The organism is Amycolatopsis sp. NPDC003861 (assembly GCF_053605405.1).
The window spans coordinates 14,433-27,727 of record NZ_JBSGJD010000019.1 but is presented as its reverse complement, the minus strand read 5'-3'; the positions used below and the strand labels follow the sequence as shown (position 1 = coordinate 27,727).

11 protein-coding genes are annotated in these 13,295 nt (G+C 72.7%); 1 reads left to right on the top strand and 10 read right to left on the bottom strand.

From position 1 onward, the window contains the following. Positions 1-23: 23 nt before the first annotated feature. Positions 24-1,526, bottom strand: a complete 1,503-nt coding sequence (locus ACWEVN_RS07805; protein WP_452050664.1) for an alpha/beta hydrolase — start codon at positions 1,524-1,526, stop codon at positions 24-26. Between the two features lie 65 nt (positions 1,527-1,591). Further along, positions 1,592-3,655: an MMPL family transporter gene (locus tag ACWEVN_RS07800; RefSeq protein ID WP_452050663.1), complete on the bottom strand. Its 2,064-nt coding sequence runs from the start codon at positions 3,653-3,655 to the stop codon at positions 1,592-1,594. A gap of 74 nt (positions 3,656-3,729) precedes the next feature. Here ACWEVN_RS07800 and ACWEVN_RS07795 point away from each other — a divergent pair, with 74 nt between their 5' ends. Continuing rightward, the gene (locus ACWEVN_RS07795; protein ID WP_449685941.1) at positions 3,730-4,164 is read left to right on the top strand and encodes a MarR family winged helix-turn-helix transcriptional regulator; all 435 of its coding nucleotides are present in this window, start codon (positions 3,730-3,732) and stop codon (positions 4,162-4,164) included. A 267-nt stretch (positions 4,165-4,431) separates the two neighbouring features. On the opposite strand, the gene ACWEVN_RS07790 is transcribed toward ACWEVN_RS07795, so the two are convergent. The 8 genes from ACWEVN_RS07790 to ACWEVN_RS07755 all read right to left on the bottom strand — a co-directional run bounded on the left by ACWEVN_RS07790 (position 4,432) and on the right by ACWEVN_RS07755 (position 13,122). Continuing rightward, positions 4,432-5,058 (bottom strand): DUF4360 domain-containing protein, encoded by a 627-nt coding sequence (locus ACWEVN_RS07790; protein WP_452050690.1) that lies wholly within the window; start codon positions 5,056-5,058, stop codon positions 4,432-4,434. Positions 5,059-5,241: 183 nt separating this feature from the next. Beyond that, positions 5,242-6,114 (bottom strand): spermidine synthase, encoded by an 873-nt coding sequence (locus ACWEVN_RS07785; RefSeq protein WP_452050662.1) that lies wholly within the window; start codon positions 6,112-6,114, stop codon positions 5,242-5,244. Then, the gene (gene speD, locus ACWEVN_RS07780; protein WP_452050661.1) at positions 6,114-6,473 is read right to left on the bottom strand and encodes an adenosylmethionine decarboxylase; all 360 of its coding nucleotides are present in this window, start codon (positions 6,471-6,473) and stop codon (positions 6,114-6,116) included. The genes ACWEVN_RS07785 and speD overlap by 1 nt, the downstream gene beginning before the upstream one ends. Next, positions 6,466-7,614, bottom strand: coding sequence for a type III PLP-dependent enzyme (locus ACWEVN_RS07775; RefSeq protein WP_452050660.1), 1,149 nt, complete (start codon positions 7,612-7,614; stop codon positions 6,466-6,468). Before ACWEVN_RS07775 ends, speD begins: the two co-directional genes overlap by 8 nt. 24 nt (positions 7,615-7,638) lie before the next feature. Then, positions 7,639-10,299 (bottom strand): glutaminase domain-containing protein, encoded by a 2,661-nt coding sequence (locus tag ACWEVN_RS07770; RefSeq protein WP_452050659.1) that lies wholly within the window; start codon positions 10,297-10,299, stop codon positions 7,639-7,641. Between the two features lie 685 nt (positions 10,300-10,984). Further along, a complete protein-coding gene (locus ACWEVN_RS07765; RefSeq protein WP_449685936.1) occupies positions 10,985-11,461 on the bottom strand; it encodes an MSMEG_6728 family protein in 477 nt (158 codons plus the stop codon). Positions 11,462-11,543: 82 nt separating this feature from the next. After that, positions 11,544-11,843: a DUF1883 domain-containing protein gene (locus ACWEVN_RS07760; protein WP_449685935.1), complete on the bottom strand. Its 300-nt coding sequence runs from the start codon at positions 11,841-11,843 to the stop codon at positions 11,544-11,546. 100 nt (positions 11,844-11,943) lie between these two features. Next, complete coding sequence (locus ACWEVN_RS07755) at positions 11,944-13,122, bottom strand: hypothetical protein (RefSeq protein WP_452050658.1); 1,179 nt, start codon at positions 13,120-13,122, stop codon at positions 11,944-11,946. Positions 13,123-13,295: the final 173 nt, after the last annotated feature.

Here is a 13,295-nt window from a genome sequence, read left to right as displayed (position 1 = left end):
AGCGTGGGCGTCGCCGCAAGCGCCTACGGAGCGGGAATCGCCGGGCACACGGTCCCCCTGGCGGGCAGCTCGAGATCGTCCAGGTAGGCCTCGATCCGGCCGGCCACGCACGGTGACGACAGGAACGCGATGTGCGCGTCGCCCGCGTACTTCAGGAGCACACTCCCCTGGATCTGCGCCGACACCCTGGCGACGTTCCCGTACGGCGACCACGGGTTGCCCTCGGCGCCCACGATCAGGATCGGGGGCGCGTCCCGGATGATCGCCGGCCGGGGCGGGTTCGTGGCCGGGGTGCGGCGGCCGACGCAGCCGCCGAGCGCGTCCCACGCCTGGGATGCGCCGCGGGTGTGCGGGGCCGCCGCGGCCACGATCGGCCGGGCCGCGAGCAGGTCGGCCGCCGACGCCGGGTAGTCCTCGCACATGCCGGCCCGCATCGGGTTCCACAGGTCGCGAAAGCCCCACGAGTAGCGGTAGACGAAGGCGAACACCGGGCTCGTGCCGCGGCTCGCCTGCTGGATGGCGGTCGCCAGATCGGCCCACCCCATGCCGCCGCCCGGGAGGGTCAGATCGCCGATCTCCAGCAGCTGCTCGGTGAGGAACGCCAGGTCGTCACCGCGCACCGCGACCGTCGTCTGCTGCGGCTCCGGCCGGCCCGGCTCCGGCGGCAGGTCGAGCCGGACCGGGTGCCGGTCGGCTTCGCGCAGCAGGGCGTCGTAGACCGCGGGCACGTCCTGTCCGTGCAGGACGCAGTTCGCCGACCGGTGGCACCACGCCACGAACCGCGTGAACTCACGCTCCACTGCGGACGCGTACTCCGCGGCCCGGACGACCACCGGGACGCTGTGGTCGAGCGGGCTGTCCATCGCCATGGCCCGGACCCGGTGCGGGAACAGCCGCGCGTAGGCCTGCCCCGGCCCGGCGTAGCCGTAGAAGAAGAAGCTGGCCCGCTCTTCGCCCAGGGCGGCCCGGACGGCGTCGAGGTCCTTGGCCTGGGTGACGGTGTCCAGGTGGCCGGGCAACGGGCCGGCGCAACTCGCCTCGTACGCCCGGTTGTGCCGGACCAGCGCGCCGACCTCGGCCGCCGAGCGCGGGAACACGGTCACGCCGGGGCCGTGCACCGGCCGGCCGCAGTCGATCGCGTCGGACCGGACCGGCGCGGGCAGCCGGCCGGTGAACGGGTGCACCCCGCCGCCGCGGAGGTCCACGCCGATGAGGTCGAAGTCGCGCAGCAGGCCGGGGAACATCGCGAACACCCCGGCGCGGACGTCGGTGAGCAGGAAGTCGAACCCCACGCCCGGCGCCATGAACAGCACGCCCTTGCGGTGCGCCGGGTCCGCCCGGTGCCGGTTGAAGGCCAGGGTGATCTTCGGCCCGCCCGGCCGGTCCCAGTCCAGCGGGACGGCGATCTTCGCGCATTCCGCACCCACCCCGCAGGGCACCCAGTCAGGGCGTGCCGGCGCGGCCGAGGCGGGCGGAGCGACGACGGCCACGAGCAGGACGACGAGTGCCGCGATCCTTACCCACATACTTCCCCCCATGAGATATTTGGTTACTAAGACTCTTATCATGGGGGGTGGATGCTGTCGACCGCCTAGCCCTCCTGGCGCGCCAGCTTCGACGGCCACCAGATCCGCCGCCCGACGTCGATGGTCAGCGCCGGGACCAGCAGGGACCGCACCAGCAGCGTGTCCAGCAGGACCCCGAACGCGACGATGAACGCGATCTGCGCCAGGAACAGGATCGGGATCACCGCCAGCGCCGAGAACGTCGCGGCCAGGACGACGCCGGCCGAGGTGATCACCCCGCCCGTCAGCGACAGCCCGCGCAACGTCCCGTCGCGCGTTCCCCTCGTCAGCGCCTCCTCCCGCACCCGGGTCATCAGGAAGATGTTGTAGTCGATCCCCAGCGCCACCAGGAAGACGAAGCCGAACAGCGGCACCACCGGGTCCGCGCCCGGGAAGTCCAGGACGTGGTTGAACACCAACGCCGACACGCCCATCGTCGCCGCGAACGAAAGGACCACCGTCGCGATCAGCAGCAGCGGGGCCAGCAACGACCGCAGCAGCAGCGCCAGCACCAGGAAGATCACCAGCAGCACGATCGGGATGATCAGCGCCCGGTCGCGCTTCGACGTCTGCTGCGTGTCCAGCTGGATCGCCGTCGGGCCGCCCACCTTGGCGTTCGCCTCCGGGACCGCGTGCACCGCGTCGCGCAGGCGCCCGACCGTCGCGACCGCCGCCTCCGAGTCCGCCGGGTCCGTCAGCACCGACAGGACCTGGACGCGGCCGTTCACCACCTTGGGGCGGCCATCGGGGCCGGGCAACGGGAACGACTGCGCCACTCCGTCTATTGTGGACGCCTTCAGCACCGCGGGCAGCGCGCCGGCGTCGGCGATCGTGATCGCCGGTGCGCCGAGGCCGCCCGGGAAGTGCCGGCCGAGGATCTCCTGCCCGGTCCCCGATTCGACCTGGGTCAGGAAGACGTCCGACTGCGCGGTGCCGGACGCCTTGAGCTGCGGCAGGAACGCCACGCCGACACCGAGCACCAGCGCCGTCACCACCCAGACCGTGCGCGGGCGGCGGCCGACCAGGCGCGCGACCCTCCCCCAGATCCCGGACGTCTCCGGGTGCGGCGAACCCAGCGCCGGCTTGAACGGCCAGAACGCCCCGCGCCCGCACAGGGCCAGCGCGGCCGGCAGGAACGTCGTGGACGCGAGCAGCGCGGCGCCGATGCCGATCGCCGCCACCGGGCCGAGGCCCTTGTTCGAGTTGAGGTCGCTGAACAGCAGGCACAGCACGCCGAGCACGACCGTGCCCGCCGAGGCCGCGATCGGTTCGAGCGTCGCGCGCCAGGCGAGTTTCAGCGCGTCGAACCGGCTCGGCGTGTCGCGCAGCTGCTCGCGGAACCGCGCCACCAGCAGGAGCGCGTAGTCGGTCGCGGCGCCGAAGACGAGGATCGAGAGGATGCCCTGGCTCTGGCCGTTGAGCGCGAGGACGTCGTGCTTCGCCAGCAGGTAGACGACGAGGCTGGCGAGCCCGAGCGCGAACACCGCCGACAGCAGCACCAGGAACGGCAGCAGCGGGCTGCGGTAGACGGCGATCAGGATGAGGGCGACCACGCCGCCGGCGACGAGCAGCAGGATGCCGTCGATGCCGCCGAACGCCTTGACCAGGTCGGCGATCTGCCCGGCCGGGCCGGTGACGAGCACGGTGAGCCCGGCCGGTGCACCGCCGAGCTGCGCCCGGACCTCCTTGACGACGTCGGCGGGGTTGCCGTCGGCGAAGATCGGCACGGCGAGCTGCGCGGCCTGGTCGTCGCGCGGCGCCTGCTCCGGCCGGCCGAGCGGGCCGGCCACGCCGGGCACGCGGCCCAGCTCCTGGGCCTTGGTCTCGAGGAACCGCCGGTCTTCCGCGGTCAGGCCGCTGGTGCGCTCGGCGACGACGGTGGCGGGCAGGACCTGGCGCGGGGTGAACCCCTTCTGCTCGTCGGAGACCTCGGTGGCTTCGGCCGAGCGCGGCAGGAAGGCGGCGTTGTCGTTCTTCGCGACTTCGCTGAGCTTGCCGGCGAACGGGCCGCCGAACCCGCCCAGGCCCAGCCAGGCGATCACCAGGAGGGCCGGGATCAACCAGCGGAGACGGCGCGGGGAGTCGTTCATGGTCGCTAAGGTCCTTTCGAGCGCGAACACGCCCAATTGTTCAGCAAGCTGAACATTTTGCACGACGACCCGGAGTGACGGTGAGCACAGCCCCCGAACCCGATTTGAGCACATGGCCGACCGGCCGGTTACTCGCCGTGGCCGCACGACTGGTGGAGCAACGCTGGGTCGCCGTGCTCGACGGCATGGGTCTCACCCACGCGGGCCTCATCGCGCTGCACACCCTGCGCGACGGGCCGCTCCCCCAGCGGACGCTGGCCCAGCGCTGCCAGGTGACCGACCAGACGATGAGCCGCACGCTCGACCGGCTGACCAAGGCGGGGTTCGTCAGCCGGGCCGCCGACCCCGCCGACGCCCGCCGCCAGCTCACGCGGCTGACCCCGCGCGGCCGGGAGGTGCACGAGCGGGCCGTGCGCGCCGAACCCGCGCTGCTCGGCGGCCTGGGTGACGACGACGCCTTCCGCGCCGGCCTGCTGGACCTCATCACCCGGCTGTCGGCGGGCGATTGAGAGCGCGCGCCGGTGGGTAGATCCTCCTACATGTGGATCGCGGTGAGCACCCCAGTGGCCGTCCTGATCGCTACCGTCCTCATGGAGCGGTTCGAACGCCGGTGCCGGCTGGCGCCGAGCTCCGAGACCGAACCGGCGCCGGCCCGCGGCTGACGCGGAATGGTTGATCCGCGTTCAACGGAAATCCCCGGTCCGGCGGGCACGGCAAAACCCGCTCACCGGTGAGGGGTTCCGGTGAGCGGGTGCCGCGGCAATAACCTCCCGAATTCAGCAGGTCTTCCACGCGAAGTGGTAAATCGTGTCCACGCTCGCGTGTTCGGAATCCATTTCGATGAAACTGCCGCCGGACGATGAACCCGCGTCCGCCCGCAGTTCCGCATTGATGTTCAGGTTGCGGCTCTCGCCGCACGGGGCGAACACCAGCTCGGCCACGTCGGTGGTGTCGGTGGCCCGCCACACGCCGTGGAACGGACCGGGGAAGGTGTGGCGCACCCGGGCGGTCGGGGCCGTCCCGGCGAAGTAGTAGTTGGCTTGCTCGAGCGCGCTCGCCCCGCTCTCGATGTGGGCGAAGCCGCGGTACTCCGCCTCGGCGATCGCATACGTGAACCCTTGCGGCACATGGACGAGCACGTTGATCTGGCAGTTCTTCCTCGCCTCGAGCGCGGACGCGCCGCCGCCCGCCTTCGCGGTGAAGTTCGTGTAGTGCACCGTGAACGAGGTGTTGTCGGACGCGACGTCGGCGGACGCGGTGGCCGTGCCCGCCGGGCAGCCGGAGCCGTTGATCGTCTTGATGTCGAGCGTGATCTTTTCGCTCGGCGCCGACATTGCCGGAGAATCGACGGGAGCGACGAGGGTGGACAGAATCATTGCGCCTACGACCGACATACCGAGCATGACGCTCCTCCAAATGGGCCACGGTGCCGAGGTGGTGATGATGATCGCGCGCGGAGAGGATCGTAGCGCGATCGCAACCTTTTCGACGGCCACTGAACGGAGTAACACGACAGCGGAGAGCACGGGAAATCCATTTCCCGCTATTTCACGTTTCCCGGGGCTCGAAATGCGGGGAATCGAAGGTCAAGAAGACTGGTCCAGACCATCCATGCGTAGGGAGCGGGGCGGGGTGGCGCCGCCGAGCAACGCTTCGGCGTCGAGTGTCACCGCCGTGCTCCCCCGATCCGCGAACCGCCGCGCCACCAGGGCACCCGGGTTCTCGACCGGGTCCGCGCGCCCGGACAGGAACGCCCACTCGTGCTCGTCGGAGCCGAAGTACAGCACCGCGCCGAACACCTCGCGGAACCGCCGCCAGGACGCGCGCAGCGTCTCGTTGCGCCACAGCGTCGGGCAGCCCGCCTGGCACGCCACCACCCCGCCCGGCGCCAGCAGGCGCGCGCAACGGGCGAGGAAATCGGTGCCGTACAAGCGGTTGTGCTGCGCGTCCGGATCGGTGTTCTCGTCCGGCAGGTCGATCACGACCACGTCGTAGGTCTCACCCCGGCGGCCGGCCTCGGCGAGGAAGACCCATCCGTCCACATAGGACACCCGGACCGGCCCGTCCCCGCGCTCGGCCCGCGCCAGCTCCGCCGGGGTGTAGCCGTAGGGCAGGTGCTCGGCGCAGGCGCGGACGGCCTGCTCGTCGATGTCGACGTGATCGACGTGCACCGCGCCCGCGTCGACCGCCAACCGGCTCGCGACACCCTCGCTCGACCCGATGATCAGCACCCGCCGCACCCGCTCGGCCAGCAGCAGCGCGGGCACCATCAGGGCTTCGTGGTACACCAGCTGGCTCGCCTCGGTGCTCTGGCGCTCGCCGTCGCAGAACAGCGAAACCCCCTGCGCGGTGGTCCCGATCAGCACCTCCTGGTACGGCGTGCGTTCGTGGAACCGCACCTCGCCGACCTCCCAGACGCGGGTGAGGCCGTCGCCGACCGGTTCGTGGATCAGGGGCATCAGCGTTCTCCCCGGTGAAGGACCGACAGGTGGACCGGCGCGGCGTCCAGGGACTTGGCCAGCAGCCGCAGGGCGTGCTCGGGATCGGCGCGGTCCCCGCAGGTGAACACGTCGGCGAAGAGCGACCCGTACTCCGGGTAGGTGTGGACGGAGGCGTGCGACTCGGCCAGCAGCGCGATCACCGTGGCGCCCTGCGGCGCGAACCGCTGCGCGACGACGTCGAGGACGGTGGCGCCCGCCTCCGTCACCGCGGCCCGCAGCAGCTCGCCGAGGCGGACCGGGTCGTCGAGCAGGGCCGGGTCGACGCCGTGCAGCTCGGCGAGCACGTGCCGCCCGGTGAACCGGCCGACGTCAGGCATCGCCCCACCTCCCGAGGCAGTAGGTGCGCAGCGGCTCGATCCCGTTGAACCCGACCGAGGCGTAGCTCGCGGTGTAGGCCCCGGTGCCGGGCACGTCGAGCCGGTCACCGCTGCGCAGCGACAGCGGCAGCCGGTACGGCGTCCGCTGGTAGAGCACGTCGTCGCCGTCGCAGGTCGGCCCGGCGAGCACCACCGGCCCGTCCGGGCCGTCGTGGGCCGCCACCGGTTCGAACCGGTAGGCGATGGCTTCGTTCTCGGCCTCGGCGAGCCCGTTGTAGCGGCCGATGTCGAGGTAGACCCAGCGGCGGGTGTCCCGCTGCGCGACCAGCACGACCTCGGTCCGCAGCAGGCCGGCGTCGGCGACCAGTACCCGGCCGGGCTCGAGCAGCAGCTCCGGCCGGTCCTCCGGGAACGCGGTCTCGAGCGCCGTCGCGATGGTCGACGCGTACGCGGCCAGCGGCGGGACGGCGGTGCGGTGGGTGGTCGGGAAGCCGCCGCCGAGGTTGAGCCGGGTCATGGCGACACCGTGCGCCGCGGCCTCGCCGAACAGCTTCGCCGCCGTCGCGATGCCGATCTCCCAGGCGCCGACGTCCGGCTGCTGCGAGCCGACGTGGAAGGCGATGCCCGGCCGCAGCCCGAGCGCGGCCGCGCGCAGCACCAGGTCGAGCGCCTCGGCCGGGGCGCAGCCGAACTTCCGCCCGAACGGCGTCACCGAGTCCGGGGCGTCGAGCACGACCCGGATCGACACCGCCGAGCCCGGCGCGTACCGGCCCAGGTGCTCGACGTCGGCGGGGGCGTCCGAAGTGAACTCCCGGACCCCGCGCTCGAACGCGAAGGCGATGTCCCGCGGTTTCTTGATCGGGTTGCCGTAGGCGATGTCCGCCGGGGCGGCGCCGCGGCCGAGGCACAGGTCCAGTTCGGCCGGCCCGGCGACGTCGAAGCCGGCCCCGGCCGCCACCAGCGCGTCGAGCACCGGCGGCGCCGGGTTGGCCTTGACCGCGTACCGGATCAGCGCGCCGGGGAACGCCGCGCCGAACTCCCGCGCCCGCGCCGCGACGACGTCGGTGTCGACGACCAGGCACGGCGTCGGCGGGTCACGCTCCTCGAGGAAGCGGCGGATCCGGGTGTAGTCGGCGCGCACGGCCGCCAGTGTCGCAAACCGGCGTCAGGCGAACCGCCACAGGTGGTCCGGGGTCCCGTTGTCGTCCCACTGCGTCGCCTGGGCACCGTCCGCCGTGGACTGCTGGTCGACCGCCAGCACCTTGCCGCTGCGGACGTTGACGAGCTTGGACCAGCCGCCGCCGGCGTCGACGATCCGCCAGTCGTGGTCCGGCGTGCCGTTGTCGCGGTACTGCTGGACGTGGGCGCCGTTGTCGAGGCTCTGGTCGTGCACGGCGAGGACCTTGCCGCTGTTGCGGTTGACGATCCGGACGGTGCCGTCGCCGTTGTCCACGACGGCCCAGAGGTGGTCGGCGGTGCCGTTGTCCGACCACTGCGTCACCTCGGCCATGTCGGCCAGGGACATGTTCGAGACGGCCAGCACCTTGCCGGAGCGCTGGTTCTGCAGCTTCCGCCAGACGGTCGTCGACGCGGCGGGCCGGGTCAGCAGTGCGAGGTAGCCACCGGCGACCGGGCGGGCCTGGAAGCCGCGCTGGGTGGCGTCGGCGACGACGTACCAGTCGCTGAACGGCACGCGCTGGGGCGTGGTGTCGGCGTAGCTGTAGACGCCCTCGACGAGCGTGGTCCGGATGTTCGGCTGGTCGGCGAGCCAGGCCGCGGTCCACAGTTCCCAGTCGGCCTTCGTGTAGTTGTTGCGCGGGTCGAGCAGGACGCCGTGGGCACCGGCGCGGCCCTGGTACCAGGCGGCCTCCTGCGCGGCGACGCCGAGCGGGACCAGGTCGAGGCCGAGCACGCGGTCGGCGAAGCCGTTGTACTTGAGGCTCCAGGTGCCCGGCTGGTCGTAGGCGAGCCGCAGGTGCTGGCCGTCCTCGGCGAGCGTCACCCACTGGCTGACGTAGCTGCGCGAGGTCGACCGGTACCGCTGGGCGTCGGCCGCGTTGCCGGTCGCGGCGGCGATGACGCCCATCGCGCCGACGCCGATGATGCCCTTCAGGGCGAGGTTCGCGCTGTGCGCGATGAAGCCGGTGAAGTCGTCGGTCTGGTTCTGGAAGCCGGGGTCGAGGGTGTTGGCGACCAGGTATTCGGCCCACTGCCGGAGGATCCGGTAGTGGGCGGTCGCGAAGGCGACGGCGTCGGCTTGCGGCAGCCGCTGCACCAGCGCGGCGGCCATGATCAGCAGGTTGGCCGACTCCTCGACCGGCATGCTTTCCTCGTTGCCGTCGTTGTGCCCGGTCGCGTCCGGGTAGTGCGTGCCGAGGTCGTGCTCGGCGAACGGCATCGGCCAGCCGCCGCGCTCGGCGTAGTCGAGCAACGGCTCCAGCAGCAGGCGCAGGTAGGCGGGCGAAAGGTAGAGGTAGGCAGGAAACGCCGGGTAGGTGACGTCCACTGTGGACATGTTGCCGTTGGAGGAGATCTCCTTGAGGAACGCCCAGGGCGCGCCGCCGCGGTCGACCAGTTCGGTGCCGCCGAAGGCCTGGCGCAGGGCGAGCGCGCAGATCCCGGCGTAGTGTTCACCGGTGCTGCCGCCGCCGGCCGCGGCGACGGCGTCGTCGTGCAGCCGCTGGTCGATCGAGGTGGCGGCGGCGAGGGCGGCGGCGTAGTCGTTCGCGAACCAGACCGCCATGTCCGGCCAGGTGCTCCAGTAGTGCGTCCACCAGGGACGCAGTTCGCTCCCGAGGTAGCGCACCGCGGGCGTGCGGACGTGCCCGATCGCGAGGGTGAAGGGCGTGGCCGCGCCGCCGGCCGGGATGGTGCCGAGATTCTTGTTGAAAGCGAGCACCGGCCAGCGGTCGTCGATGGCGCGGGGCTGGGCGGCGTCACTGGTGTTGTTCAGGACGCCTTGGCCCGCCGACGCGGCCCGCACGACGGTGTCCTGCCCGATCTGCCAGGTGGTGCCCGAGGTCGGCGCGGCGAGGACGAGGGAGCCCCAGCTGGCCTGGTCACCGTTTTCCTGGAGCACGCCGGGGTTCGCGGGGGTGCAGCTGAGCAGGGTGTAGCCGCCGGTTTGCTGCTGCGCCCAGGTGACGGCGGTGCCGGTGTTCCCGTGCACCCACTCGGCGGAGGTGTCGAAGTGCAGGTCGACGGCGTGCGCGCGGCCGTCGGCGCTGGCGGCCTGGATGGTGACGTAGCCGAAGGGGACGCACTGGCGCTGCAGGTTGGCGGGATCGACGGGGGAGAAGAAGGTGACGGTGAGGTTCACGCCGCCCCCGGTGAGGAGGTAGGTCGAGCGGGTGCCGGTGACCTGCAGGCTGACCTGCGTCATCGGGGTGGGCGCCGGACTGCCGGGCGCGCCGGCGAAGAGGTAGGCGGTGCCGTCGATGCGGGCGATGCCGCAGAGGGCGGTGATGTGGCCGGTCCAGAAGCTGGACCAGGTGCCGGTGAGCGTGTCGGCGGGCTGCCAGGTGGAGAGGTAGGGCGAGCGGACGATCAGCGGGGTGGCGGGCGGCCGGATGGGAGTGAAGGTCCCGGCGGCGGCTGCTTCGGTGGTGGCTGTTGGTCTGTCGGCGGCTGCTGCGGTGGCTGGGGCTGCCGCGGCGGCGGTCGCGGTCGCGGTCGCGGTCGCGGGTAGCCAGAGGGTGGCGGTGATGGCTGCGGTGGTGCCTCCGGCCAGGCGGAGCAGATCGCGGCGGGTGAGGTGGTCGGTTTGTCGGGTTCGGTGCTGATGCTGGCCCTGGTATCGGTCTCGATTTCGGTCTCGGGAGGACATCGGTGACCCCTTCCAACGGCGTGCGAGCCGGGCAGGGACTTTTTTACATCGTTGGTACAACGTTGTAAATCCGCCGAAGGTCGGCGTCGGAGCGCGGTGCGGACCAGTGGAGCCGCAGGTCCACACCGGTTTCCGACCGGCTGGCACTGCGCGGAGCCGGCTCGGGACTCGGCCGCCTTGCGACGGCTGCGGGCGAAGCCGATCATCCGCCGCTACCCCGGGGCTCCTCGCTCTGCCGCGTGATTTCCGGCCGGCCCGCACCGCCCAAGGGCCACGCGCGCTGCCTCAGCCGAATTCCGGCCGGCCCGCACCGCACCAACCCGCCCGAGCCGGCAGCCCGAGCCACCCACCCCGGCCGGGTGCCGGGATTCCCGGCCGACCCGCACCTCCCGCGCCCGAGCATCGCGACCCCGGCCAACCCGCACCGCACCAGCCCACCCGAGCCACCAGCCCGAGCCGCCCACCCCGGCCCAGCATCGCGACCCCGGCCAACCCGCACCTCCCCGCCCGAGGCCACGCCAGCCAACCCGAGCCGCCCACCCCGGCCCAGCATCGCGACCCCGGCCAACCCGCACCTCCCCCCCGCCCGAGGCCACGCCAGCCAACCCGAGCCGCTCCAAGCGCCCAGCCAGCCCGAGCCACTCCAAGGGCCCCGCGGCTCCGGCGCACCGCCGCGGCAAGCGGGTCAAGCCGTGCGGCTGGGCCGGTCCGAGGGTGGCCACACGTACGGCAGGTCCGGCGCCACCCCCGGGAACAGCGCGCCGTAGTGGTCCGGGTCCTTCCGGACCAGGGCCGACTGGTGGCTGCGGTGGACCGCTTCGTCGCCCAGCCAGGGCGGTACGTCGCCCGCCGCCGTCAGTTCGCTCTGTGTTCGGACCTCTGCCTTGCCCACCGACCGGGTGAACTCCTCCCCCAGCTTCGCCGCGCACGTGTCCGCCGCGCCCAGCTCGCACCACACCGCGCAGACCTCGAGGCCGTAGCGCGTCAACGCTTCCTCGTACCCCGTCCACATCTTCGCCGCCGGGTGGTGACGCCAGCCGTAGCCGGGGATCACCAGTGCGCGCAGCACCTGGAGGGCCTCCACGCGCTGCTTGCCGAGGCGGCGGCGGTCGAGCGTGCGGGCGCTGGCGGTGAAGTCGGTGCACGGCAGGAACGTCTGCATCCCGGGCGGGTACCCCGCATCCGCCCGCCGACGCGGGGAGGATCGGCGGCGGCCCCGACCGCGGGGCCGGGGCCGCCGGCGGTCACCGGGGGCGCGCCTTGGCCGCGACGGCCGCTTCGGGCTCGACGCTCACCCGCGGGCGCAGGGGCCGGGCTTCGAGACCTTCGACGTCGATCACCAGGAACCAGTGGGCGTTCGCCGGGATGTGGATCTTGAACATCGGTGCGGTGGCCACCCCGCCGTGCATCCGGTAGTACTGCCGGCGCCGGTAGGCCTGGAAGTTGACCGCGGTCAGGAGCCTGACGTTGGCCATCGCGTCCAGGCGGACGGTGACCACCGCGTCTCTTCGGACCTTCCCCAGGTCGAACACGCTCGCTTCCATTTCGTCCCTCTTCCACGCGTGGTTTTCGGTTCGGATTCGACGGTCGCGGGCAGCGCGGATCGCGCCGCGCGGCACACGACGGGCGGAAGATCGGAACGGACTAGCCGGGCCCGGTGCCCGGTTCGCACGGCCGCCACAGCGGCACGAAATCCCCGTGCGCCCAGGGGGACGCGCGGAAGTGGTGCGGAGCCTGGCCCGCGCTCAGGAAGGCGGGCGGAATGCCGGCGCCGGTGCCGGTCGCGACATCGGGAGACGACACGGGCGCGCCGGGGTGAACCGGAGTCTGCCCGGAGCGGTGACCGGCGGCGGCGTGGTGGGCAGTGGTCCTGTGCGGCCGGGGTGAGCTGGGCGGGACACAGGTGCGGCCGGCCGTCTTCACGATGACGGAGACGACCTGCCGGGCTCGGTTCGGCAGCGGCCCGGTCGCCGCCGCTTCGGCCGGCGGGGTGATGAGCCGGACGATGGAGGCGACTACGGGTGCGTCGGTGGCGAGGGGCCGCTCGCCCCGGTCGGCGACGGGGTTCACGACGGGTGAAGCGTCGCCGGTGACCGGCTTGACGACGCTGGTCAGTCCGGTGTCGGAGACGACGGGGGCGACAAGCCCGGTGACGGTCTTGGTCGCCGGCGAGAGGAGCGCCTTCGCGGGGCTCAGGATCGGCTCGGCCGAACGCACGATGGGCGCAACGACGGCGCGGGTCACCGGCGCGACGACGGCAGTGGCGGCTCGGCCCAGGGGTGCGACAAGGGCTCCTGCCGCACGAGTCACCGGCGCGACATCCGCGGCCGCAGCTTCACCCAACGCGCCGACGGCACGCGTCACCGGCGCCGCCACCTGCGAAACCGGCTCCGCAACCGCCCCCACCACACGCGCCGCCGGCGCCGCCACATGCGACACCGGCTCGGCAACCGCGGCCGCGGTCTTCGCGACAGGCGACGCAACCGCGCGAGTCACCGGCTCGGCGGCGCCCACGACTCCCGCCGCGGTCGGTCCGGCGGCGCGCTCCACCGGCCGCGCAGCCGCGACGGACCGCGGCGCTACCCGCGAATCCACCGCACTCGCCCGTCCCACGGCAGTCGGCGAAACCCCAGCAGCGACCACCCCGTCGGCCGCCGAAACCACACCCGAAGGCAGGCCCGGCTCGACACCCCGCCCCACAGAGACATCCGCCGCCGAGGCGCTGCCCGACACCAGCCACGAAACCAGCCAGAAGCCCGCCACCGCCGCCGCCAGGACCAGCAACCTGCGGGCGGCGACGGACACCTCGCGAGCCCCGGTCACGTCGGCGAACCTCCACGGTGAGAACAGGCCTGGGACGTACCCTCCAACGCCGCACCCCACACGCCTGCTACGGGCCGTCCGGCGCTTCCACTCGGTCGGCCTAGCACTTCCGGCCCGGCGTGCCCGGCTCGAGACTCCACTCGGCGGAGACCGATCCCCCAGGTGTCCCCCGG

Bases quoted from the DNA above. Each gene is read 5' to 3' on its own strand.
- ACWEVN_RS07805 (WP_452050664.1), bottom strand. From the start codon at position 1,526: ATGTGGGTAAGGATCGCGGCACTCGTCGTCCTGCTCGTGGCCGTCGTC.
- ACWEVN_RS07770 (WP_452050659.1), bottom strand. From the start codon at position 10,299: ATGTCCTCCCGAGACCGAAATCGAGACCGATACCAGGGCCAGCATCAG.
- ACWEVN_RS07790 (WP_452050690.1), bottom strand. From the start codon at position 5,058: ATGCTCGGTATGTCGGTCGTAGGCGCAATGATTCTGTCCACCCTCGTC.
- ACWEVN_RS07800 (WP_452050663.1), bottom strand. From the start codon at position 3,655: ATGAACGACTCCCCGCGCCGTCTCCGCTGGTTGATCCCGGCCCTCCTG.
- ACWEVN_RS07765 (WP_449685936.1), bottom strand. From the start codon at position 11,461: ATGCAGACGTTCCTGCCGTGCACCGACTTCACCGCCAGCGCCCGCACG.
- speD (WP_452050661.1), bottom strand. From the start codon at position 6,473: ATGCCTGACGTCGGCCGGTTCACCGGGCGGCACGTGCTCGCCGAGCTG.
- ACWEVN_RS07785 (WP_452050662.1), bottom strand. From the start codon at position 6,114: ATGCCCCTGATCCACGAACCGGTCGGCGACGGCCTCACCCGCGTCTGG.
- ACWEVN_RS07760 (WP_449685935.1), bottom strand. From the start codon at position 11,843: ATGGAAGCGAGCGTGTTCGACCTGGGGAAGGTCCGAAGAGACGCGGTG.